Raw genomic sequence first — 23385 nt, forward strand, 5'->3', positions numbered from 1 at the left:
AAGTGCCTCATTAAGTCTGTTTCTCTTCCTTTCGTTTGGTTTCGGTGTGCCCCACCGTACCGTTTTTATTTCAAGAGTGATTCTTCTGGGTTCACACACCAACTGTTAATTGATGATTGGGTTTTTAAAGAGGACTTTCCCTACCCTCTAGACATTACTACTTTGAGGTCTATAAGTTACGGGTCTCTCTCCCGGCTCAGCCTACGGTTTTTCAGCCTGTATCTATCTTGATTATACAACAAATATTCGTGTATGTCCATAAAATATTTTATTGTTTTTTTGCAAGTTTCTAATAAAAAGCCGTCCTTCTAGGACGGGGCTTTAAACCCAATAGTTTTGGTAAAAATGAGAGTCATCCCTACAGCTAAAGTCAACTCGTTTTTCTTCGCCTTACAAGCTGCTGCTGCTGCAATAGCTGCTGATACACCACACACTGATGTGGATGTGGCGACTACCATCACCAGTGATTTCTGCTGCATGTTCAGAACCCGAGTACCAAACAGATACATAAATATGATCACAATAGGCGTAACTAGCCAAGCGATCGCTAAACCATAGGGTCCGAATTCCACAATTCGGTTAAAGAGAATTTCTGCACCGAGAATCACTAAGCCAGTCTTGATGTAATATTCAGTACGCACCGCTGGCATCATCCACCTTGGTGTACCAATAGTATTGCTGATGATTAGTCCAATCAACAATGCCCAGAAAGCATAGCCGAGGTTAATTGCTTTAGCGGTCTGTGAATTCCCCAGTATATAGGATAAACTGCTAAAAGAAAGATAAGCAAAAAGCCTGGTATCATGTTTCTGCCTTCTTTTCCCTTCATTACCAGGTTGCCAAGGGTAAACAGAGCACATAAACCAATGGCGAGCAATGCCAGTTTAGGAAGCAATTCCCAGGGGAGTGCCGATAATAGATCTATCCCTTTCCATTTGGGCATCTTTGGCACAACGGTTATGATGCCACTAAACACTGTCCCCAATAACAGCAGACCAATCCATACAGACCACCAGTCTTCTAATTTGTAAAGGTTAGACCATTTTGTTTGACTCATTAGTAGATTTTATTTTACCCTGGAACGCACCACCGAAATAATATCAATTCATAATACCAATTCGTAAAAGTAGCACGCTAAGATGCAGATGGGAAGATGGCGATCTCCCCACGCCGGGGTCAGTTTCTTTAACTATTTCCTATTCCCTGGGCAGAGCGCTATACTTTATTCTCGGTAACGATTGCTCCTAGTGGTACTTTCAAAGGCTCTAAACTCGAAATCCCCTGAAAGCCAACCAGAGCTAGGGAAATACGTCGGCGCTACCACAATGACCGAAACCCAAGGTTCATGTAGGGTGGGCAGTGCACCAGACAGATAATGAAGCTTGCAAAGCGCGTTGGTAGGCACTGCCCACCCTACGATTAATGACTACGATTAATGACAATGGTGCAAGATCTCAGACATACGTCGGCGCTACCACAATGACCGAAACCCAAGTGCAGCAGCGACTGCATCAAGAGAAGGAAATACTGCTGATAGACGCTAGATCTGCATCTGCTTTTGAGGCTATTTAGGAGGGTTTATCTTAAAATCCCAGTACAAACTGCTGGTCGAAGCTGAACATAAATTCAACTGTAAACCCATTAATTCCTTCCCAGGAAAGATTTAGAAACACAGGAGCCGCCTCTGCTTTATAAACGTAAGATGCGATCGCAATACACAGAGCAACACTGGTGAGTGCATTATTAACAATTTTGGCAAGTTTTTTTTTCATTTTTAGATTATCTCGACTACATTTGGTTACTAATGACTGTTCAAACAAAAATTAACTTTAATGGCTGATTAGATTGGTAGTTGATCAATTCCCTAGCAACGAGAGGTTATAACTAACAGCGCTAATATAATTCAGGAGCTCCCTCAAACTCCTCAATGAAGTTGATAACTATAGCTTCCTATGCCGTTCCAGGTTTCTGTAAAAACAATCAAGTGACGTTGATTATAATGATCTTATCAAATGCTCCGGACAACTTGTATCAAGTTATTATCAATATAATCAAGGAAGTTGTGAAGAGAGCTTTAAGGAAATATGAAACTAGTTTAGGACTTAGGCAAAAATAGTCAAAAACAACTATATGTAGTCTTAACTACAGGTATATTTGCTGTCTAATTCCTGTAGTTAAGACTAGTATCGTTAGATTATGAAAACTAAAAATTATGAATTGTGAAGACTGATAATACCTGATTTCGACATAACAAACTATCCTCTGATTGAGGAGCTTCGAGTCAGGAGTCAGACTAATTGATTTTTCAGTAATTTTTAAGATAGATAAATTCGCCCTTGACTACTCACAAAACTCTTGATATAATTCCTCAGTATTAGTTTTCCAACTATCTAAGTCCCCAAACACGGAAATCACTCGTACCACATCTAGGAAAAGATCCTGATCAGCAAAGTAACTCGCCAGCTGAGCAGTTTTATGCTCAGCTGGCAATTCAGCTTGGATAATCCGATACGCTTCACCACCCATAACTTGAAAGGGAATAGTTTCGGTATCTGTAATTAGTTGTCCATTATTATCAGTTGTGTTATACTGTACCCAGTAATAATATTCTTTACCTCGTTGAAGTGGCTGACCTTTACCATCAGCATTGTAAATAACACTAGTCTGATTATCGTTTACCTGATAAGACCATAAGGCTTTTCCATAGCGAGAGGAACGAACTTGAATGATATTAACACTTCCTTCCCAAGCAAATAGAGGTTGGTCACTCCAGGTGCGATAGGCAGCAATATTAGGAGAAATTGAACAAAACTCTCCATGGGTACCTGCTTCATCTTTCTTCCTACGAAAAATATCTCGGATCTTAGCCCATACAGATTGTGTTTTCTGTTTGGTTTGACTCACTGCTTTCGCTACTTGATTCCCTTGACTGGTAAACGAAGCTGCAATTGATACTGATGAGGTCGGAAAACTAATACTCATCGTTCCAGTAATTAGCAGTAGATAAAAGACTCTAATTAATCGATACATAGGATTTAAATGTTAAAGGCTTGCCGGGAATTAAATTAATAATTACCAATTAATAATTAACTAAATAATATAAAACCAGAGTATAATGGATGGTAAAGCTATAGGAATTAAAATAGAAGCTGAGATATAAGCCTGTAGTCCGATTATTCCATAGACCGCTGTAGCACCAACTAAGATCAATATTGATTGCTGTCGTTTTTGAGGCTTTTGCTGCAGCAGTACCAGGGTTGTTCCTTTTCCTAACAATGCTGCTAATAGAATCATCCAGCTGTCGGGAATTAATTTTATTGTATGCTGCGATAAAAAATGGTGAACCATGTAAGCATGGGCTTCACCTCCGGTAAATACCTTGGGACAAGTATCTGGTGGCTTTCTGGTTCGATTCAGTGGATGACACCAATATTCAATAGCTAGAGGTAGAGAAAAATTATCCTCTGCTTCATCATATCCCCCAGAGGCAATGATAACCACTTGCTGCTCAATGTTAGGAAAGTCACTTTTGAGGAATTCCCAAGCAGGCTTGTGCTCATAAGCCTGTTCTGGAGGAATAGAAAAGTCAATAATATAGCGCATCCCTAAAGGTAGATTCTTTGGTTTGAGAGATGCGTTCGCGTAGCGTGGCCTACGGCCAATCGCATTATCCTGGCTACTGACTTGCTGAAGATACTGACTAACTTGCTGCTGAAAGTTGGTGGTACTTTCAACATTAGGATTTAATCCTATCCCGTGGTTTGGCTGTTGGTGCAACTGGTGTGATAGAGCCAGTAGATAGGCAAAAGGACATGACTTGTTGCAGGTGGCATCCTGGGGGAGTTCCATATCCCAACGGAAAAAGGTAATATCCCCTTGTAGACTCCATTTAGGGCTAGCAATTTTGGGAAACACCTTGCGATTTTTATCCTGATTGACCCCAAAGACAAACCAGGTATCCTGTTGACTAACAGCGGATTGAATCGCACTAGCCAGTTTTTCCTCTCTTGGTTCTTGGGTATAGAGGAGATAATCAATTCCAATTACCTTAGCGCCTGAGTTCGAGAGTTGTCTGACTAATTTGCCAAGGTATTCCCGTTCCATCGGCTGGGTTTTAAAGCCTTTTATCTCCAGTTGCGCCTGATTGATTGAGTCTTGATCAATAGCAATTAACAGTACAGAGCGTGGCTTGGCGGAGGATAACCCCTCCCGAGGAAACTGGTTTGTGCTATCGCGATAGACCGCTTGAAGAAACGTTCGCCCATCTAGCAACATGTCTTGTACAGGAACCATAGCGCTAACTAAAAGCACACTAGCTAATGCGATCGCTTCTTTTGGTTTAGGTAGCCACTGCTGAAGTAGTTTCTGGTAACCCCAAGGCTCAATCCGAAATGGCTTAGCACCATAGGGACTAAAAAACGAAGGAATCAGGTAAGCTGATGGATAAACAAACTTCTCACCTACCTGTAAATTGCGACAAGCTGCCAGCATTGCTTCCTGGACATCCTGATACTGAGCTAAGCGGCTGCAAAATTCTTTGAGAAATACATGAGCAACACTATCATGAACTTCCTCCCGCATGATCACCACTTGCAATCCTAAATCAGCCAACCGATTCGCTATTTTTAGACCATTACAGGAGTTAAAGACGCACAACTGAAGTCCCTGATTTTTAGCAGTAGTTAGGTATTCCTTTATTTCACTGATAGATACCAACTGCTCTGGCGCGATCGCTAATTTTCCATCAGTAACTTTTGTTTCATCACTATGACCCATAAAAAATAGAGCATCCCACCCCCTTTCATCCGTTATTTCTGCCGCCAGTGCTGCTTTAAGATTAACCCCATCCTCTTGCTGTTGCCAGTCAAAGAACTCTACTTGAGCAACTCCTTTGAGCAACTTAACAGCCTGCTTATCTTTCTCCAAATTCAGATCTGTATTATCCCCCAAAATCGCTAAAATCCGAGGTTTACCATGGCGCAGGTTATTATCTAGCGCTATTGTTTCTCCCTGAGTGGTCATCGGAATCCTGGTAATCCGAATGGTTCCACTGGGGATATCCTCTAGAACCAACTGCCATGCTTCCCAAGGAAGCCGTGCCAATTCCACAGAATCGCAGGCTATAAAAATAGCTACTTCTCGATAGGCTTCTGCTGTCTTATTTGACTGTGATTCCTTTCTAGCAATAGTGAAAATTTGATGTTGAATTGTTTCTCGAATAGTCTGTAATTGACCTAACCACCGTTGAAAAACATCCAGAAATATCTCTTTTGCTTCTTCTAATTCATGTCCCAAGTCATCGACTACTGGTGTGATGGCACCACTAGATAATTCTCTTGCTCGCAATTTCGGGTAAAACTGGAGGTAAAGGTATCGCCACTCTTCATAACAGTCTATTACTTTAGCTGGATAGTCCAACTTTGCGGAGACTTCCTGTCCGTGATTACCCCGTAAATAAAACAGACAGGATGAATCAGCTTGCCAAATATTTAGTCTAAAACTACTTTGATGATTAGTTGTCATTTGTTCCTTGTTTATTCCCCCTACTCTCTACTCCCTACTCCCTACTCCCTACTCCCTACTCCCTACTCCCTATTAAAATATCATAAACATTTATCAGGCTCAAAAGCAAAGGGAAGTAGAGTTAATGATGCTCCGTTACTTAAAGAAATGGTTACTACAAATTTTTGGTTCCAGCTACCTGCTACTGCAACATGGAGATAACGTTCATTTACCAATACCGCTTCAGAGACAACACCAGTGAATTCACTGATTCGTAACTTCATACCAGGGGGAAGTGTATTACCAAGACAGTCTTCGATTAGCAATAGCAATGCCCATTCTCGAGTATCTTCTGGTGCTTTCTGGTAAATGAACCAGGTAACAGCACATAGTTTGAACAGAATGCCATTTAAATTAACAGTTTGGTAAGAGCCACGAGCATGAGCCGGAACAATTAATCCTTTTTGTCGTCTCAACTCTTTAGCGATCGCTCGATATCTGTCCGGTTCATCCGATACTGGACTAATCCGACGCATCGATGGCTTAGAAAAAGTATAGTCAGGAAGCAGTTGCCAAGATAAACAGCTTGCTAACTGATCCATTTCTCCTCGCAGCCACTCTGCTGTATTAATGGCTGTTTCAGCAAAGAATGGTAGGATTTCCTGAACAGAACGCTTAGTATCAGCAACTGGAATTGTGATCTCTTGAGAATCTAACCAACGCAAGTAGTGCAGTAAATGATTTGGTTGCTCATCAAATAAAGACAGAGGTAAATTATAGTTACGGTTACCTTGTGGTAAGTTAGCTGATTCGCGATATTTAACCAACTCGTCGTGACGTAAAAAACCTCTAATAATACCGTGTTCTTGGGTTTCTTTAACCTCAATTATGATATAGAAATGAGCGGCAATTTCTGGTAATTCAACAGCAGCTATTGGAACATTAACCCCTGGCTCTAGGAGATTTTCCGTGACAAGTATACACAGATTAAAATCCCCAACTCTCAAATTACATACCGTTTCAATCAGATTAGCATAGTCTGGTTGAAACACCGAACATTTATCATTATTAATTTGTAGCTTATCAACCCGTTCTTCTAACCATCTTTCAAACCCAAATAACGCTAAACCATTTAGATAATTTTGCCAATGGTTTGCCTCATTATTCAATTTTTTACTAATCTTTTTCGCTTGGTCAAAGTCTTCAGGTTCGAGCCAAAATACTTCTAGAGTTGAAAGGGTTATATCCCTGGAATCTATCCTAGCATTATTCATTAGTTTTATCCTTGTGTTCATCTAGATATCGGCACAGTCGCTGAGCATATAAACTAGTCATTGAACGGGTTTTAGAAGTACTCAGTTCGGCTACCGCTTCTTGAAAAAATTGTGTGTTCAAGAAAGCCTCGAATTCCTGCATCAGGTTACTCAAATAATCGAGCTTTGTGGCATTTTTTTCCAGAGCTAATCCTTTAGTAGTTGTTGAGATAAGCTGGAAAAAATTTTCTACACTCAGATACTGAACGCGATTCAGCAGTTTCCCTGGTGCCAAGACTCGGCTGGCTTGGGAATGATTGGTCATATTCAAAAGGGTTGCTATCTCTTTAAGAGACTTACCCTCACAGTAAAGGAATCGGAAACCTGGGATAACCTTTGAAGCAAAACAAGCGTAACGGCGCTTTTGCTCTAAAGAGGCAATGTGCTCAGCCAACGCTTGCGCTATAGCGTGATCTAAAACCTCAATCAGTCCCTGTTCAAGAAAATCCTGCAATTCAGATTGTCCTAAATGATCTATGGTATTAATAGAGTTTAGATCAGGTAATTCTTTCGGGACATACTCGCCAGTTTCTGGATCCCGTGCTTCTAGAGGTTCCCAGATCGGACTTCCTCTGCGGCTCCAAATCTCCTCCTCTTGCAGACCCTTGGCTATCCTGGTTAGTTCTTTGTGAAGCTCTTTGGTGGAATTGATTATAACACCACGTTCTGGCAACAGGTGGAGCATGTCTTGGAGTTGGTCATCCCTAGGCTCAAGGCATTGGTTAACTCTATGGTTGACTCTATGCTTAACTCTATGGTTAACTCTATTGCGCCGTTGCTGTTGTCTGTCTTGAGAATAGACAGTATGGAACGTTTCAACTAGTTTGCGATCGCGTGGATAGAGCTGTTCAAGATGTCTGAGTTTAACTCGTCCCAACAGTGACCAGTTACTGGACAAGGGCAATCCCTGTTCAGCTAAGCAACGTTTGATCTCAGGATGTTGTTTGGTTTTAAGATATGCCCAATTGTCCAAACTGAGGCGAGCTGATGAGTTCAGACGATAGCTTGCCAAGACATCAATCGTAAAAAACTGACCAAGTCCAGGTTCAATGTCACCTTGCTTATTAACAACCAGTTGAGCTTTGCCATCACTATCGAGAATAATCGGAGTTTTGCCATCATCATTGAGTACATAGGATAGCAGCTCACGGTAAGTTAACCGATAGTCAAGGCAAAACTGACTCGCTAGTGTTTTACAAGCCTTTAGGATCGAGGAAGAAACATAGCACCGAAGACAAAGTCCAGCTAACGCCTGGCATGTAGGATCAACAGTAGATAGCTCAGGGCGAAACCAGGATAGCAGTAAATCCTGGATATCTCGCTCCCACTGAGCTGATAATCTTTCCTTTGGATGTAATCCCAGGAGTGTTTGTTCAAAAAACTCCTGTGCTTGCTGTTGATGGCAGACTTTGTAGCCTTCTTCGTTATTGGCTGGGTCAAATACCCGAATTGTCGAGTATCTAGATGCATCCATAACCGATTGAGACAGCACTCCACTAGTATATAGATGTCATGCTATTTAACCTGTGCAGTTTTCTCAAGCAAAAGCAACAAGCAAGGGGTTGGTCAATGGTGGAACGATTGAGTGTAATCAGTAATGTTATAGCAGAAGTCAGAAGTCAGAAGTCAGAAGTCAGAAGTCAGAAGTCAGAAGTCAGAAGTCAGAAGTCAAAAGTCAGAAGTCAGAAGTCAGAAGTCAAACTCTTGCGCTTACTTAGGTTTGAGACTTTTGTCATGTCCGCGCCTGCCCTGGCGACTGCTAGAATTTGAGATTCCCTCACCGTCAATCATCAAACTCCAACCTACCCTACAACGGACGCCTGGACAAAAACCACCTCCAACCCTTCAACCTCCAACCTTGGCCAATAGGCCACGCGATCACGTTCAACCCTTCAACCTTCACCCCTCAACCTTGGCCAATAGGCCACGCGATCACGTTCAACCTTCAACCCTTCAACCTCCCAACCTTGGCCAATAGGCCACGCTTCGCGAACAACCTGCCAACCTCAAACCTGCCAACCTTGGCCAATAGGCCACGCTTCGCGAACAACCTCCCAACCTTGGCCAATAGGCCACGCTTCGCGAACAACCTCCCAACCTTGGCCAATAGGCCACGCTTCGCGAACAACCTCCCAACCTTGGCCAATAGGCCACGCTTCGCGAACAAACTCCCAACCTTGGCCAATAGGCCACGCTTCGCGAACAACCTGCCAACCTTGGCCAATAGGCCACGCTTCGCGAACAACCTGCCAACCTCAAACCTGCCAACCTTGGCCAATAGGCCACGCTTCGCGAACAACCTCCCAACCTTGGCCAATAGGCCACGCGATCGCGTTCAAAAACCTATTAATTGTGAAACTCAATCCATTTAAGCGACGAAAATTTCTATTCCAAAGTTTAGGAGCTCTGGGAATAACTCTGTTATCAACTGGTTGCCGAAAAGCTTACAATTCTCAAGAGATCATCTACTCTGATTCTGGAGATAATTCGTTGTCACTGAAGTATATTAACGTTGCCCCTACCAACAATCAACCACCAACTGGATTAATTGTCTGCTTACACGGCTTTGGAGCCAACTCCGAAGATTTGGTATCTTTGGCTAAGGCGCTAAACTTACCAGACTATCAGTTTCTATTTGCTGAAGCTCCCTTTGACCATCCTGCTGTACCTGGGGGGAAAATGTGGTATGATCTGAATGTCCCCGGCTATCAAGGCTTAACCGAAAGCAGACAGAAGCTGATTGATTGGCTCGAATCCCTGGCCAAAAGGCCACGCTACGCGAACGAAGTGAGCACTGGCGTGCCCCTATCCCGCACCATTCTGAGTGGATTTTCTCAAGGCGGAGCCATGACATTAGATGTAGGGTTAGCCTTGCCAATAGCAGGCTTAGTATCCATGAGTGGCTATTTACATAGCGAACCCCAACTTCCTACAAGCTCATCGTTACCACCGATTTTGATAGTTCATGGCAGACAAGACGAGGTTGTACCGTTAATGGCTGCTCACAATGCTAGAGATACTTTAACTGGTTTAGGGATACAGGTCAAGTATCAAGAATTTGACATGGGACATCAAATCATCCCAGAGGTAGTAGTGCTATTTCGTAATTTTGTTCTTGAAGTAATGGCTAATCGGTAATCTGTTCGCGTAGCGTGACCGTTCGCGTAGCGTGGCCAATAGGCCAAGGTCAAGGACTTTTAGTTAATTTAATTTTTTCGATTCCGAAATCCTGATAACAATTAGAAACTCAGTAGAATACAAAAGTTTGTCAGATTAAGCCTAGAGCCATCTTCCCCATCTTGCCATCCCTCCCTTTCTACACAACTAGGTGTAGTCTAATTGAGTGCAGACTACTATAATTACTCCCCTATCAATCTTGTTTGTTTTCAATTAACAGACGACTAGGGTGTAAAGTGTGAAACTGATATATTTCACAAAAAGTTTACAAAATCTTGAAATTCTTTCAGTGTAGATAACACAAACTTGATGAGTAGTTGGTCACTTTAACGCGCTTCGCTAATCCACCAGAGAACTCTATGAATGTTATTGAAACCAAAATACCAGAAGTCTTAATTATTGAACCCCGCGTCTTTGGTGATGACCGTGGTTTTTTCTTTGAAAGCTACAACAAAAGAGTTCTAGCAGATAAAGCTGGGATCACCGCTGAGTTTGTCCAGGATAACTATTCCCGTTCAGCCCAAGGAGTGCTTCGAGGATTACACTACCAGATTCAACAGCCCCAAGGTAAATTGGTGCGGGTTTTACTGGGGACTGTATTTGATGTGGCAGTGGATATCAGAAAAAGCTCCCCGACCTTTGGACAGTGGGTTAGTTGTTTGCTGAGTGCAGAAAATAAACAACAAATCTGGATTCCGGCTGGATTCGCTCACGGATTCCTGGTGGTCTCTGAATTCGCTGAAGTTTTATATAAGACTACCGACTTCTACGCTCCTGATCACGAGCGGACTATTTTGTGGAATGACCCTGACCTAGCCATTCATTGGCCTCTGACCGACTCTCCTAGTCTGTCGGCTAAAGATCAAGCGGGTAAGTCTTTCAAAACAGCCGAGGTTTTTTAATGAAAAAAATCTTACTCACTGGCATCACTGGACAAGTGGGTCAAGAGTTGGAAGATACTCTGAGTCCCCTAGGCCAAGTAATCGGTGTGGGGCGCTCGGATATGGACTTAGCTGAGCCAGAGAGTATTCGTCAGGTAATTCATCAGATTAAGCCTGACGTGATTGTCAATGCAGCGGCTTACACGGCTGTGGATAAAGCAGAGACAGAACTGGCACTGGCTAAATCGATAAATGCTGTTGCTCCGACCATCATGGCAGAGGAAGCTCAGAATTTAGGGGCGATCCTGCTGCATATTTCCACCGACTATGTGTTCGATGGCAAAAAAAATACTCCTTACACGGAGCAAGACACTCCTAACCCCATCGGTTCCTATGGTAAGTCGAAACTGCAAGGGGAAGAAGGGGTTGAGCAAAAATGCGATCGCAATCTCATCCTGAGGACTGCTTGGGTTTACGGTACTCGTGGTCATGGCAACTTTGTTAAAACCATGTTACGACTGGGGGCTGAGCGAGAAGAGCTTCGGGTGGTAGCGGATCAAGTGGGTACTCCTACCTGGGCTAAGGATATAGCAGTAACCATTACTCAACTTTTGCAAGCAATGGATTCTAATCCAGTGGTAGGAGGAATCTATCACTTCACCAACAGTGGTGTCACTAGTTGGTATGACTTTGCCGTTGCCATCTTTGAAGAAGCCAAACTCCTGGGCTTCCCCTTAAAATTGCAGCGAGTTGTCCCAATTACTACCCCAGAATACCCCACTCCTGCTCAGCGTCCAGCTTACTCAGTTCTCTCAAACCAGAAAATATCCCAAACCTTGGGAACCTATCCGCCCCATTGGCGTCAATCCTTGAGGCAAATGTTAGCAGAACTTTATCACAAGCTTGGGTAATTGCTATAAGCATAGGGAGTAGGGAGTAGGGAGTAGGGAGTAGGGAGTAGGGAGTAGGGAGTAGGGAGTAGGGAGTAGGGAGTAGGGAATCGGGAATCGGGAGTAGGGAGTCGGGAGTCGGGAATCGGGAATCGGGAATCGGGAATCGGGAATTGGAAAAAAATCCTGTGTACCTGATTACTATGAAAACCGCTATAGTTCAAGTTCACCCTTAAACCTTCAACCTTGGCCAATAGGCCACGCGATCGCTGAAAGCGGGACTTCGTCCATCGCGTTCAACCTGCTAACCTTGGCCTTTGGCCACGCTACGCGAACAACCTGCTAACCTTGGCCTTTGGCCACGCTACGCGAACAACCTTGGCCAAAAGGCCACGCTACGCGAACAACCTTCAACCAAACAACCTTCAACCAAACAACCTTCAACCTTCAACCTGCTAACCTTTAACCTTCAACCTTAATAATTCATATTTCATATTTCAGACTTTATAGTGAGGATTTTATATAGCTTATGAAAGCACTAATTCTTTCTGGGGGAAAAGGCACTCGTTTACGTCCCCTAACTTATACTGGTGCCAAACAGTTAGTACCTGTTGCTAATAAACCAATTTTGTGGTATGGGCTTGAAGCGATTATCGCTGCTGGTATTACTGATATCGGTATTATTATCAGTCCTGAAACTGGGGAAGAAGTTAAGGCTAAAACAGGAAATGGCGATCGCTTCGGAGCTAACATTACCTATATCCTCCAAGACCAACCCTTAGGACTTGCCCACGCCGTTAAAGTCGCCCAACCCTTTCTGGGAGATTCTCCCTTTGTAATGTACTTGGGAGACAACTTGGTTCAAAGTGAGCTGAACTTATTTGTAGAGAATTTCCAGAATAAAAATCTGGATGCTCTGACTTTGCTAAGGGAGGTAGAAAATCCTACTGCTTTTGGTGTTGCCAAAGTCGATGAATTTGGGCGAGTGTTGCAGCTAGTAGAAAAACCGAAAGTTCCTCCTTCTAATCTAGCACTGGTAGGTGTTTACCTATTTTCTCCTGTTATCCATCAAGCAATTGCTAACATCCAGCCTTCTGCTAGAGGGGAACTGGAAATTACCGATGCGATTCAATACTTGATTGATCAGCAAAAAAATGTAGAAGCTTTTCAAATCAAAGGTTGGTGGCTGGATACTGGTAAAAAAGATGACTTGTTAGCTGCTAACCAGATTATTCTAGATACTTGCCTAGAATCTGCTGTTGATGGTGAAATTGACTCCGAAAGTCGAATTAGCGGACGGGTACAGATTGGTAAGGGGTCTTATATTACTAATTGTACCATTCGTGGTCCAGTTACCATTGGTGAAAACTGCCATCTGGAAAACTGCTTCATTGGTCCATATACTAGCATTGCTGACAAAGCTACTCTGGTAGATGCTGACATTGAGCATAGCGTGATTCTAAAAGGTGCTAAATTAACGGGTATTCATCAACGAATTGTTGATAGTTTAATTGGAGAAAGAGCTAAAGTTAAAGCTGCACCCCAACATCCAAAAGCATTACGATTCATGATTGGTGATGACTCACAAGTTGAATTAACTTAAGTACAGTTTGTGAGTTAACTGTTGAAGGTTATCAGGTTTAAGGTTATCAGGTTTAAGGTTATCAGGTTTAAGTTGATCAGGTTGTTTGCCCTTGGGGTTACCGTAGGGTAGGTTGACTGATAAGGTTTAATGGTTAACCAATACCTCGTTAAACATTACTAATAGATAAAATTAGACCTCTCTATTGAAAAGGTAGTTTGATGATGCTGTTTGGGTCAATTATTGTTTATGAAAGCCTATTGATAGCTGGCATATTGCCTGCCTATTTAATACTTATGGCCTTTAACCTTTAACCTTTAACCTTTAACCTTTAACCTTTAACCTTTAACCTTTTGCCTATTTTTTATAATAACCAACTGAAGTACTGACATACTCAAACTAATCATGAATTCTTCTGAACAAAAATCCCTGACTACTAGACAACCTCGCCAATTACTAGTAACAGGTGGTGCAGGATTTATTGGCTCGAATTTTGTTCATCACTGGTGTGAACAGTACCCAGGCGATCGCGTGGTGGTACTGGATGCTCTGACCTATGCTGGCAACCGCCAGAATCTGGCTGGTCTGGAAGAGAAAGCAAATTTGCGGTTTGTCCAGGGAGACATATGCGATCGCACTCTAGTAGACCGCCTGCTACAGGAAGAAAACATCGACACCGTCGCCCACTTTGCTGCTGAATCCCACGTTGACCGCTCCATTTTAGGACCCGATGCCTTTATCCGCACCAATGTAGTCGGTTCCTTTACCCTACTAGAGTCCTTCCGGCAAAAATGGCAAAATCAAGGACAACCAAGGGATTATCGCTTCCTCCATGTTTCCACGGATGAAGTGTATGGCAGTCTAAGTGCTGATGACCCAGCCTTCTGTGAAACCACACCCTATGCCCCCAACAGTCCTTATTCTGCTTCCAAAGCTGGCAGTGACCATCTTGCTCGGGCTTATTACCATACCTATGGGGTCCCCACTATTATCACTAATTGCTCCAATAACTATGGACCCTATCATTTTCCAGAAAAATTAATTCCCCTGATGTGCATCAACATCCTGTTGGGCAAATCTCTACCGGTCTACGGGGATGGACAAAATATTCGAGATTGGCTCTATGTGGGTGATCATTGCCGTGCTTTAGATGTGGTGATTCACAAAGGTCAAGCAGGGGAAACCTATAACATTGGTGGCAATAACGAAGTCAAAAACCTTGACCTAGTTCACCAGATTTGCGAGCTGATGAATGAATTAGCCCCTGATCTACCGGTCGCTCCAGCACAACAGTTAATTACCTTTGTCAAAGACCGCCCAGGCCATGACCGTCGCTATGCTATTGATGCCACTAAAATTAAAACTGAACTGGATTGGGTACCAACAGAAACCTTAGCAGGTGGACTACGTAAAACCATTGAGTGGTATCTAAGCAACCGGGATTGGTGGCAACCATTGCTATCCCAAGAGTATCAAGCTTATTATCAGAAAGTTTATGCCTAGAAGGGTTAAGGCTTGAGTACCTTGTCCTAGGTTTTAGGGAGTAGGGAGTAGGGAGTAGGGAGTAGGGAGTAGGGAGTAGCGATGCAGTGTGGTCAAGACCGCTTAGGTGCGCTTTCCGTAGGCGAATTAAATTCGCCACGGGTCGCACCTCTGCATCGCTTTTTCATAACACCAAAAAATCCTTCAAGTTCTTTCCTACTGTTACCTGTTGCTATGAGCCGCTGTTCCCTATTCCCTATTCCCTGTTCCCTGTTCCCTTTTGGGGAAAGGGATAAACTATCAAATTTTCTCTCATCATATTTTTTTTTATCCAAGCTTTATCTAGTTAAAGATTTAGTTAATTGTTATTAAAATTTATAAATTTTATCTGAGTTATATTTAAACTGATAGTCGAGACAATTAAGCAATCACTATCAAGAGTTGATTAAACTCTTAATTACTTACATCCAGGTTAAAACTATTGGTATTCGATATGTCAGTTCATGGTGTTCCCTTAGTCAAGAAATCGATAGCATTTCCAAATATAGCATTTTTCAATTCGGTGAAGTATAGAGCAGTTGATAAAGCCCAATGATTATGAAAGAACCCTTAACTAAACTGAAATGGTCGAAATACCTAATTATTGCAGTAGCTGGATTCTTGATTCGTTTAATTGTATTTTCTACCTCTTATACGAACGAATCCCCGGAAAATACAATCACATCACCGGAAGATTTAATCAATAATCTTTGGGTGCTGATAGCAGGAATTTTAGTATTTGCCATGCAGCTAGGATTTGCCCTGCTAGAAGCAGGGTTTAGCCCAGCCAAAAACACCGTTAACGTACTGTTCAATAATGTTGCTGGTGTCTGTTTAGGGATAGTAGTATTTTTTCTGTTTGGGTATGCTCTAATGTACCACCCTGCCACTAGTACTGACTCAAACGTAATAGGTATCCAAGGAGTTTTAAGAGTAAGTAGCTCCTATCTTGCTTTAAACCACTTGCTTCCCAGAGCAGGAGCTAAACACTTGTCGGTTTACATAGACTTTTTCTTTCAGGCTGCTTTTGCTGCCACATCAGCAACTATCTGTTCCGGAGCTGTTGCTGGTCGCATCAAACCCCTGGCCTATCTTTTACTCACAGTTATTATTACAGGCTTAGTTTATCCCATCAGCGGCTCTTGGGTGTGGGGTGGTGGCTGGCTAGATGACTTGGGATTCCATGACTTTGCTGGTTCTCTGGTAGTACATTCTGTTGGAGGAGCTGCTGCTTGGGCTTGTGTGATTATTTTAGGTCCAAGAAAAGGAAGGTTTGATGGTGGAGGTCAACTATCCCCAAGAGAACAAAGTGAGTTAAAGCCCCACAGTTTACCCCTTGCTGCGATGGGAACTTTTATTTTGTGGCTTGGGTGGTATGGCTTTAACGCAGGTAGTACTGTGACTACTCCCACATCAAATCAAAGATTATGATGTGGGCTTCTCAAACTCACGTATGAGACTTGCTGTTCCTCAATATCCTGTATTGATTTACCACAGCCATTGAGCGGCAGTCCGACCGCCATTAATCCACGATTTAAGATATTAATACCACTGTTCCAATCACGGTCAATTTTGACTTGACAACATAAACAACAATGAACACGCTCACTCAAACTTTTTTCAACCCTAGAACCACAATTAAAGCACTCAATACTTGTCCCCCGTGGGTTGACTTCTTGGACTAACAAGCCGCGTTTGACCGCCACTGCTTGCAATATCTCCAGAAATGCACCCCAAGCTGCATCATGTATTGATTTGGCTAACTTACTTCGAGCAAGTCCTTTGATGTTTAAGTCTTCGTGAGCAATTAAGTCGTACTTATTACACAACCAATGAGCAACCTGATAATGAAACTCCTTTCGACAACGGGTTAAATGAAGGTGCAATAAAGCCACTTTGTGCTTGGCTTTTTTCCAGTTTTTAGATCCCTTGACACGACGGGACATAACTTTTTGCGCCTGAGCTAGCTTGTCCTGAGCTTTTCTGTAAAACTTCGGAATAGATACCGCTTCCCCGTCAGATGTGGTTAAGAATTTTTCCAAGCCAACGTCAATACCGACAGCAGTTTTAACTGAATCTATAGGCAGTATTTCAGGAACTGTATCATCTTTCATTGAAAGGCAACAGTACCAACCATCTGCCTTCCGAACAATAGTACATTGTTTAAGGGTAAAACCTCTAGGTAATGGTCGGTGCATTATGACGGGCATCGATCCAATTCGACTTAGTTTTAAAACGCCGTCAATTAAATGTGCCCCAGCCTTAGAACTATTTACCCTAGGAAAAACAAACGAGCGAAGTTCGCCAGTCTTTTTGAAACGAGGTCTACCTCCACGTTTACCGCTAGCATCAGGTTTCCGCCATCTATCCCACGCCTTGTTAAGGCGTTGTAGATTCACCTGTTGAGTTTCTGCATAGATTTTTTTGTACTCAGGAAACAAACGTTTCGTTTCCTTGAGAGCTGCTTGTTGGGTGTAATAGCTGACCGGTTCTGGAATTTCACCAATCGGCTCACTTACTAAACTACATCTATCAATCGGAGATCGAGTCCGATGAAGCCAATTCAGTCGTTGTCCCAAAGCGTAATTCCAATGACGACGCAGAAGTTCAAGCCACCACTCCATAGTGGCGATTTGTTCAGGACTTGGCTTGAACCGGTAGCAGTAAGTGAGTATCATGGTTTTATTGTAGCATTTATCCCATAGTTATGAAAGGTAACTACACAAAAAAAACCGGTGTATCTATCGTATTACTGTAAATATTCTACTAGTAACAAAGTACAGATGACAAGTCATATCAGATCAAATTTTGATGTGGCCTACGGCCTCCGCTGCGCGAACAGGTTAAAGCAAATTTGCTCTGACACTTGTGTTAAATGGGACTGTAACCTAGTAGAATTTAACGGAGAGAAAGATCACCTTCACTTACTTGTTGACCTTAACCCTAAAGTCGCTCCAGTTAAACTAATAGCAAATATCAAGACTGTGACTAGTAGATTAATTCGTTACTGATTTTCTGATTACTTAAAACGGTTTTACACCAGACAAAAAGGTTTTCACCGACAGGATATTATTTTGTAGCCTCTTGTGGCGGCGTAACGATTGAGCAACTAAAGAGTTATGTCCACGGGCCAGAATACCCCGTCAGGTAATTCCCCGGAGACGAAACCTTAGATAGGGTCGCCTTTATAGTTAGCAGACTATGCAGAAAAGGGTTAAATCTTTTTTAATAAGGCGACCCTATCTTACGGTAACTTCGGCGTAGCCGACGCTTCGCGAACAAACCCGCTAACATGCGCGGGTATAACGGGAGACCCCTTACCTGTTTAGTTGGATTTTTCACCAGACTCTGTAGGGAAGATTGTATTAAACACAAGTCTCGCTGGCTGTGCTAGCGCCTTGGCTGTCATAGCCTGGAGGTGGATCAAGAAACCTCGCAAAGTTGACCTCTCAACTATCCTCAACGGCATCTTGGGGGGTCTGGTAGGAATAACAGCTTCCTCTGATGTAGTTGAGCCACTTGAATCTTTATTCATAGGAATAGTTTCTGGGGTAATTGTGATTTTGGGTGTTGATTTGTTGAGCCACAATAAAATGGATGATGCTGTTGGTGCTATTCCCGTACATTGCTTTTGCGGTATTTGGGGAGGATTAGCTACTGGTTTCTTTGCCCAAGGCGAGAAGATTCATTTAGGTAAGCAATTATTAGGTTCATTTCTAATCCCTTTCTGGTCATTCATCGTAGTATTATTGGTGTTAAAAGGATTGGATTATAGATTCGGAATCAGAGTATCCCCTGAGAAATAAAATTATGGACTAGATTGGCAGGAGCACGCTGAAAGAGCTTATCTATCCTTGGAGAAGAAGGAATAAAAATGAATAAAAACGAAATGAACGTAAAAGCTAAGGAACTAAAGTCAGAACTAGAAAATTTTAATTACGATAACTTTGCGAATAAACATTCCAAAACAGGATACTGGCAGTCCTGGACAAGTAAGTTTAAGGAATTTATATAAGAAAAGTTAAAACCTTTAGTAAAGAAAGCATCAAATGAATTTCCATATCAACGGATAGATGAACCGTTTCGCCAAGGGATAGACATCTTGGATGTCAAAAAAAAGCCAGTAAACTCGGATGATTTTGAAAAGGGGAAAGAAATCTTGTTAATCTGTATTAGGTATATTGAAGAAAATACGACACCAGAAACAAGACCACCAAACCTAGGTAATATGCAAAAAAATCCTACTAAGAATAAACCTCAGAAAATATTTGTATCCTATTACAGTGAGGAAGTTTTTAGGCAAATTGAGACTATATTCGCTACTTTAGGCGCACTAGATGCTGAGATGGTTAACTTAGAACATATAGCTCGTAGGCAGTCTAATAGCTTAGAAACAGTTAGTACGAGAATTCATGAAATTAAGTCTTGTTATAGCGCGATAATTTGTCTACCAAAAGAAGAACAATCTGAACAATTCAATCCTATAGCTTATATGGATTTAGCAACTTGCATGACTCTTTTTTATGACCGAACTATCCTGATCTATGAAGTCGGTGATCTGCCAGACAACTTAGCGAGTAAAGTAGAAACTTTCAAGTTTTCGGGTAATTTAGATTTTTTAACAGGAATGGAACTATCTCGTAAAATCTTGGATATTTTAAAAAAAGGAAGTTGACCTGATTAGAGATAAGGGATGAAAAACGAAGAATTTACAAGGTACTTTGTCCAAAATTTACCAGACAAAGTGCATAGCGCAATCAATAATTAAGTTATGCGATCGCTTTTTAGAAAAAAGGAGGAGTCTTTCCTACGAACAACATCTCATTGCTTTTGCTAGCTTTGAACAGTTTCTCAGAGATCACACTATTCCCTATTCAATTCCCAGAAGTTTTGAGTATTCTGGACTTTCAAACTATCAAAGAGAAAAAGCTATTGTCGAATTCTTTAGAACTATCAAGCAAACTATCCAATCGCTTCCATGGAGCGAGCAGTCAAAGTTGAGGGAGCAATCTCTGAGTAGCACCTGGAAGCCAAAGGAAAACCTTCAACCGAAACAAGAACTTAAATCTTTATCTCAAGATGCTTTGCTAGGTTTGATTCAAGAAAAAGATAATTTAATTAATCTTTTAATTAGACAGGTAGAAACAGCGCTACAGCGTCCGAGTTTTTATACACACACAAATGTTAAAGAGGTAGGTACTATGACTAACAATCCCGGTGGATTTTCTGTAAGTGGTTCTGTCGGTGGTGATATCCACAACCAACAAGGTGACAACAATCTGCAAGGTGACAATAACACTCAAATAATCCAAGGTCAAGGTGCTGGATCAACCGAAGAACAGCTAACCAAAGAGCAGGTTATTGAGTTGTTAGCAAAACTCGACAAGCTGGTTCGAGGAGCAGAACTGCCAGAAGATACCAAAGAAGAGGCAACCATGTATCTTGGTGCTGCCAAAAAAGCGACGGAAAAAGAAGAACCGAAGAAGGAAACAGCACTCGCCAACCTAGAGAGTGTAGCAGAAACTCTCGAAACAGCGAGTAAGACGGTTGATGCGGGTAAAAACATCTGGGACAAAGCCAAGCCTATCATCCTTAAGGTGGCAGGTTGGTTAGGCGCTGCTGCTGGTTCTTACCTTTTGGGTCTGTAGAATTGATTTCTGTTTAAAGCGCCATAGTTTAGGAATTTCCATAACGCTATCTTGGTCCTTGTGGTAGCCTCCACAAGGGCACTTTTTCCTATTTTTATACACCTCCCATACCTCCCATATCTCCCACAACAACCTTTCTTTCCCTGTTCCCTTTTCCCTGTTCCCTGTTCCCTTTTGGGGAAAGGGATAAACTATCGAATTTTCTATCATCAGATTTTTTTTTATCTAATTTTGATATAGTTAAAGTTTTAGTTAGTTTGCCTTGAATTTGATAAATTTTAGCTGAGTTAGATCTAAACTGATAGTCGAGACAATAATTAAGTACTAACTACTAAGAGTTATTTGAAATATTAATTACTTAATTTCAGGTTAAAACTATGAAGATTCGAACGGTTATTTGATGGTGTTATATTTTGAATAGTTAAGAGGTAAATCATTACTTATTTCAGTCTAGCAATCCCTGTACAAATTGTGATAATTTTTATTCCCTATTCCCTACTCCCTACTCCCTGTTCCCTGTTTCCTGTTCTTTTTCCCTGTTCCCTTTGCTATAGCTGGATTCTTGATTCCTTGAATCATAGTTTATAAGTCCTCTTACTTAAGCAATTACTACGTTAATTGATAATACATTTATGATCAGTATTATTACTACAGTATTATTACTATAGTTGGTGTTGAGTTTTTTAGATTATACTGAGATGTCTTACCTTTAACTAAAAGCTAATAACTTCTTAGTTAAGATTCATGGAACACAAATTATTATCTACATTGATAAAACCTCGACTAGTTATTAGCTAAACACAGTACTGCGGTTTGCATAACTATCAGGTACACATTGTTTCTCATCTTCCCTCTTCCCTACTCCCTGCTCCCTGCTCCCTGCTCCCTACAAACCCAAAACTTTGTACCTAACTGAAGTGCAAACCGCTGTAACTAATAACTAGTCTTTAACTCACCTGCTATTCCAGCCAACTTTACCTATTATTAACTAGTTTTGTCCTAGTGCAATATCTAAGTTTAAGAACCAGTGCAACTAGGCAGATGGAGCTCTCTGCTGTTCTATTTTAGTCAAAACTATGGAAAACCTTAATACTACAATCAACCTAATCAAAGAAAGGATATTTGATTCCGACTTCCAGCTCGCCAACATCCCTGTTTCCAAGATACTTATGGTGGTGGTCATCCTCCTCCTCACCCACATATGTCGAGGTTTGTTCACTGCCATAATCATTGACAGAATCGAGCGTCTGACTAGCGCTACAGAAAGCACCCTAGACGATGAGTTTATTAAGATTCTTAGAGCACCATTAGGCTGGCTAATTTGGCTGGCTGGACTATGGCTAGTAAATAGTGTTGTGGCAACCCATCTTAGTCCTGAACAGAATCAGAAAATCCCCGAGATTCTCTTTGTCAGCGCTCTGTTCATTGTCACCTATATTCTTTACCGTGCTGCTCCACTACTGGGGGAGCTGCTAGCCGGATTGGCGGCACACACTGAAACTGAACTGGACGATTTGTTCGTCCCCTACTTCCCAAGGCTTTTTCAGACAGCAGCAATCCTGATTGCTGTGATTAAAGCAAGTGAGATTTTGTTGGGGGCATCTGCCGGTGCACTGATCGGTCTAGTCGGTGGCGCAGGTGTCGCCTTAGGTTTGTTATTGAAAGATATTATCTATGACTGGTTTTGTACGGTGATTATCTACGCTGATGGTCTCTATAAACCCGGTGACTGGGTAGGAGTGGACGGCGTAAATGGTTTTGTTCAGATCGTCAGTATTGGTCTGAGAAGTACACAGCTTCGTCTGACTGAGTGGGGTTCTATCAAAAAAGTTCCCAATTCTAAAATGATTGCTGGCGTTGTGGAAAATTGGTCCCAGAAGACTGGCGATACCTTTGAGTGGGGCATAAATTTAACTCTGAAAGTTGATGGGATTTCGGCTGAGCAAACTAGCCGAATTTGTCAGGCTATTGAATAAAAAATTCCGTCTATCGATGGCTTGCACAAGCAGAAACTATTAGTTTTATTTTCCCACATTGAAGAGAATGCTCGTGTGATTATAGTTAGGGTATTTGTGATTGATCCCAACCTCTACTTTGCTGCCCAGCAAAACTTGAATCTAGCCCTATTACAAATCCTGGAAAAAGAGGAAATTGATCACCTGCATGTTGAGCTGGAAAAGCAACTTCAAGACTACAAACAGCTGAAGCAGAATGGCTCTCCCAGTGTGGCTATGATAATTTAGTGTTCAGCCGTCAGCCGTCAGCCGTCAGCTAAAAGCTCACGCTAGGCGAACAGCCGTCAGCCGTCAGCTATCAGCCTTAGCTATGATGGTGACGTACTCCCGACGTTGCCCTAACGGGACAACGCGGGCTTCTTGCCAACACCAGGTACCCCTTCGGTTACTCGGCAAGCTTTACTCCTGACGGGACGCCCCACCGCCAAATTTAAAATGTTTATTGCCGCATTCACATCACGATCTGCTGTAAAACCACAGTGAGGACAAGAATGGATGCGGTCTTTTAATTCTTTAGGGACTTTTGTTCCACAATTGGAACAGTTTTGGCTAGTGTTTCGGGGATTCACTGCTTTCGTTGCCAGTCCAGCATTTTCGGCTTTGACTGACAAGATTGAGAGGAATTGACCCCACCCAGCATCTAATATAGATTTAGCCAATTTGGTCTTAGCCAGACCTTTAATATTTAGCTTCTCATGAGCTACTAGATCATGTTCATCCAGTAATCCCTTTGTTAGAGTCGATGTCCCCTATTAAGGGGAGCACCTCTCCTTCAGAACCGTGCATGAAGCTTTAACCTCACACGGCTCCTAGATATCCTTTCCTTTCGGAGTGCTCCAATGTATCTGTTGGTGGC

Annotated in this window: 26 protein-coding genes and 2 pseudogenes; 17 read left to right on the forward strand and 11 right to left on the reverse strand. The window is 42.2% G+C overall.

Annotation, left to right across the window (positions count from 1 at the left end):
• Positions 1–308: 308 nt before the first annotated feature.
• The 3 genes from F6K57_RS20465 to F6K57_RS20475 form a co-directional block, all read right to left on the reverse strand.
• Complete coding sequence (locus F6K57_RS20465; RefSeq protein ID WP_293070340.1) at positions 309–758, reverse strand: putative sulfate exporter family transporter; 450 nt, start codon at positions 756–758, stop codon at positions 309–311.
• Entirely contained in the window at positions 695–1057 is a 363-nt protein-coding gene (locus F6K57_RS20470) for a hypothetical protein (protein ID WP_293070344.1), read from the reverse strand. The genes F6K57_RS20465 and F6K57_RS20470 overlap by 64 nt, the downstream gene beginning before the upstream one ends.
• Before the next feature lie 165 nt (positions 1058–1222).
• Positions 1223–1405 carry a hypothetical protein gene (locus F6K57_RS20475; RefSeq protein WP_293070303.1) on the reverse strand — a complete coding sequence of 61 codons (183 nt, stop codon included), beginning with the start codon at positions 1403–1405 and terminating at the stop codon, positions 1223–1225.
• A gap of 17 nt (positions 1406–1422) precedes the next feature.
• On the opposite strand from F6K57_RS20475, the gene F6K57_RS20480 reads away from it, so the two are divergent.
• Positions 1423–1572 carry a hypothetical protein gene (locus F6K57_RS20480; protein WP_293018454.1) on the forward strand — a complete coding sequence of 50 codons (150 nt, stop codon included), beginning with the start codon at positions 1423–1425 and terminating at the stop codon, positions 1570–1572.
• 11 nt (positions 1573–1583) lie between these two features.
• On the opposite strand, the gene F6K57_RS20485 is transcribed toward F6K57_RS20480, so the two are convergent.
• From F6K57_RS20485 to F6K57_RS20505, 5 genes are all read right to left on the reverse strand, one after another.
• Positions 1584–1772, reverse strand: a complete 189-nt coding sequence (locus tag F6K57_RS20485) for a hypothetical protein (protein ID WP_293045170.1) — start codon at positions 1770–1772, stop codon at positions 1584–1586.
• Positions 1773–2340: 568 nt separating this feature from the next.
• Complete coding sequence (locus tag F6K57_RS20490) at positions 2341–2982, reverse strand: hypothetical protein (RefSeq protein WP_293070305.1); 642 nt, start codon at positions 2980–2982, stop codon at positions 2341–2343.
• A 108-nt stretch (positions 2983–3090) separates the two neighbouring features.
• Positions 3091–5523 carry a CHASE2 domain-containing protein gene (locus F6K57_RS20495; RefSeq protein ID WP_293070307.1) on the reverse strand — a complete coding sequence of 811 codons (2433 nt, stop codon included), beginning with the start codon at positions 5521–5523 and terminating at the stop codon, positions 3091–3093.
• Between the two features lie 80 nt (positions 5524–5603).
• A complete protein-coding gene (locus tag F6K57_RS20500; RefSeq protein WP_293070309.1) occupies positions 5604–6776 on the reverse strand; it encodes a DUF1822 family protein in 1173 nt (390 codons plus the stop codon).
• Complete coding sequence (locus F6K57_RS20505; RefSeq protein ID WP_293070311.1) at positions 6769–8289, reverse strand: hypothetical protein; 1521 nt, start codon at positions 8287–8289, stop codon at positions 6769–6771. The genes F6K57_RS20500 and F6K57_RS20505 overlap by 8 nt, the downstream gene beginning before the upstream one ends.
• A 38-nt stretch (positions 8290–8327) precedes the next feature.
• On the opposite strand from F6K57_RS20505, the gene F6K57_RS20510 reads away from it, so the two are divergent.
• The 5 genes from F6K57_RS20510 (at position 8328) to rfbD (ending at position 11784) form a co-directional block, all read left to right on the forward strand.
• Positions 8328–8585 carry a hypothetical protein gene (locus tag F6K57_RS20510; RefSeq protein WP_293044942.1) on the forward strand — a complete coding sequence of 86 codons (258 nt, stop codon included), beginning with the start codon at positions 8328–8330 and terminating at the stop codon, positions 8583–8585.
• 197 nt (positions 8586–8782) lie between these two features.
• The gene (locus F6K57_RS20515) at positions 8783–9187 is read left to right on the forward strand and encodes a hypothetical protein (RefSeq protein WP_293070313.1); all 405 of its coding nucleotides are present in this window, start codon (positions 8783–8785) and stop codon (positions 9185–9187) included.
• Positions 9188–9305: 118 nt separating this feature from the next.
• Positions 9306–9953, forward strand: coding sequence for an alpha/beta hydrolase (locus tag F6K57_RS20520; RefSeq protein ID WP_293070342.1), 648 nt, complete (start codon positions 9306–9308; stop codon positions 9951–9953).
• Between the two features lie 398 nt (positions 9954–10351).
• The gene (rfbC, locus tag F6K57_RS20525) at positions 10352–10894 is read left to right on the forward strand and encodes a dTDP-4-dehydrorhamnose 3,5-epimerase (protein WP_293070315.1); all 543 of its coding nucleotides are present in this window, start codon (positions 10352–10354) and stop codon (positions 10892–10894) included.
• Positions 10894–11784, forward strand: a complete 891-nt coding sequence (rfbD, locus tag F6K57_RS20530) for a dTDP-4-dehydrorhamnose reductase (RefSeq protein ID WP_293070317.1) — start codon at positions 10894–10896, stop codon at positions 11782–11784. Before rfbC ends, rfbD begins: the two co-directional genes overlap by 1 nt.
• Here rfbD and F6K57_RS20535 read toward each other — a convergent pair.
• Positions 11769–12017 carry a hypothetical protein gene (locus F6K57_RS20535; protein ID WP_293070319.1) on the reverse strand — a complete coding sequence of 83 codons (249 nt, stop codon included), beginning with the start codon at positions 12015–12017 and terminating at the stop codon, positions 11769–11771. The genes rfbD and F6K57_RS20535 overlap by 16 nt on opposite strands.
• A 63-nt stretch (positions 12018–12080) precedes the next feature.
• Here F6K57_RS20535 and F6K57_RS20540 point away from each other — a divergent pair, with 63 nt between their 5' ends.
• From F6K57_RS20540 to F6K57_RS20560, 5 genes are all read left to right on the forward strand, one after another.
• Entirely contained in the window at positions 12081–12242 is a 162-nt protein-coding gene (locus tag F6K57_RS20540) for a hypothetical protein (RefSeq protein ID WP_293018436.1), read from the forward strand.
• A gap of 50 nt (positions 12243–12292) precedes the next feature.
• The gene (locus F6K57_RS20545; RefSeq protein ID WP_293070321.1) at positions 12293–13366 is read left to right on the forward strand and encodes a glucose-1-phosphate thymidylyltransferase; all 1074 of its coding nucleotides are present in this window, start codon (positions 12293–12295) and stop codon (positions 13364–13366) included.
• Positions 13367–13750: 384 nt separating this feature from the next.
• Positions 13751–14848, forward strand: a complete 1098-nt coding sequence (gene rfbB / locus F6K57_RS20550) for a dTDP-glucose 4,6-dehydratase (protein ID WP_293070323.1) — start codon at positions 13751–13753, stop codon at positions 14846–14848.
• A gap of 81 nt (positions 14849–14929) precedes the next feature.
• Positions 14930–15199: a hypothetical protein gene (locus F6K57_RS20555; protein WP_293070325.1), complete on the forward strand. Its 270-nt coding sequence runs from the start codon at positions 14930–14932 to the stop codon at positions 15197–15199.
• Between the two features lie 225 nt (positions 15200–15424).
• A complete protein-coding gene (locus F6K57_RS20560; RefSeq protein WP_293070327.1) occupies positions 15425–16297 on the forward strand; it encodes a hypothetical protein in 873 nt (290 codons plus the stop codon).
• Here F6K57_RS20560 and F6K57_RS20565 read toward each other — a convergent pair.
• Entirely contained in the window at positions 16285–17544 is a 1260-nt protein-coding gene (locus F6K57_RS20565; protein WP_293070329.1) for a transposase, read from the reverse strand. The genes F6K57_RS20560 and F6K57_RS20565 overlap by 13 nt on opposite strands.
• On the opposite strand from F6K57_RS20565, the pseudogene tnpA reads away from it, so the two are divergent.
• The 6 genes and pseudogenes from tnpA (at position 17458) to F6K57_RS20595 (ending at position 22757) form a co-directional block, all read left to right on the forward strand.
• Positions 17458–18017 (forward strand): annotated as a pseudogene (tnpA, locus tag F6K57_RS20570) (IS200/IS605 family transposase). The gene F6K57_RS20565 and the pseudogene tnpA sit on opposite strands and share 87 nt — an antisense overlap.
• Positions 18018–18195: 178 nt before the next feature.
• Complete coding sequence (locus tag F6K57_RS20575) at positions 18196–18672, forward strand: hypothetical protein (RefSeq protein WP_293070330.1); 477 nt, start codon at positions 18196–18198, stop codon at positions 18670–18672.
• A gap of 296 nt (positions 18673–18968) precedes the next feature.
• The gene (locus tag F6K57_RS20580; RefSeq protein ID WP_293070331.1) at positions 18969–19541 is read left to right on the forward strand and encodes a hypothetical protein; all 573 of its coding nucleotides are present in this window, start codon (positions 18969–18971) and stop codon (positions 19539–19541) included.
• Positions 19542–19587: 46 nt separating this feature from the next.
• On the forward strand, positions 19588–20514 hold the full coding sequence (locus F6K57_RS20585; protein ID WP_293070332.1) for a hypothetical protein: 927 nt from the start codon (positions 19588–19590) through the stop codon (positions 20512–20514).
• 1076 nt (positions 20515–21590) lie between these two features.
• On the forward strand, positions 21591–22490 hold the full coding sequence (locus F6K57_RS20590; RefSeq protein ID WP_293070334.1) for a mechanosensitive ion channel domain-containing protein: 900 nt from the start codon (positions 21591–21593) through the stop codon (positions 22488–22490).
• A gap of 21 nt (positions 22491–22511) precedes the next feature.
• Entirely contained in the window at positions 22512–22757 is a 246-nt protein-coding gene (locus F6K57_RS20595) for a hypothetical protein (protein WP_293070336.1), read from the forward strand.
• Positions 22758–22867: 110 nt separating this feature from the next.
• Here the strand turns inward: F6K57_RS20595 and F6K57_RS20600 are convergent.
• Positions 22868–23254, reverse strand: a pseudogene (locus F6K57_RS20600) (transposase); the annotation flags it as partial.
• Positions 23255–23385 lie beyond the last annotated feature (131 nt).

It is taken from the genome of Moorena sp. SIO4A5, from assembly GCF_010672005.1.
In the GTDB taxonomy this organism is placed as follows: Bacteria; Cyanobacteriota; Cyanobacteriia; order Cyanobacteriales; family Coleofasciculaceae; genus Moorena.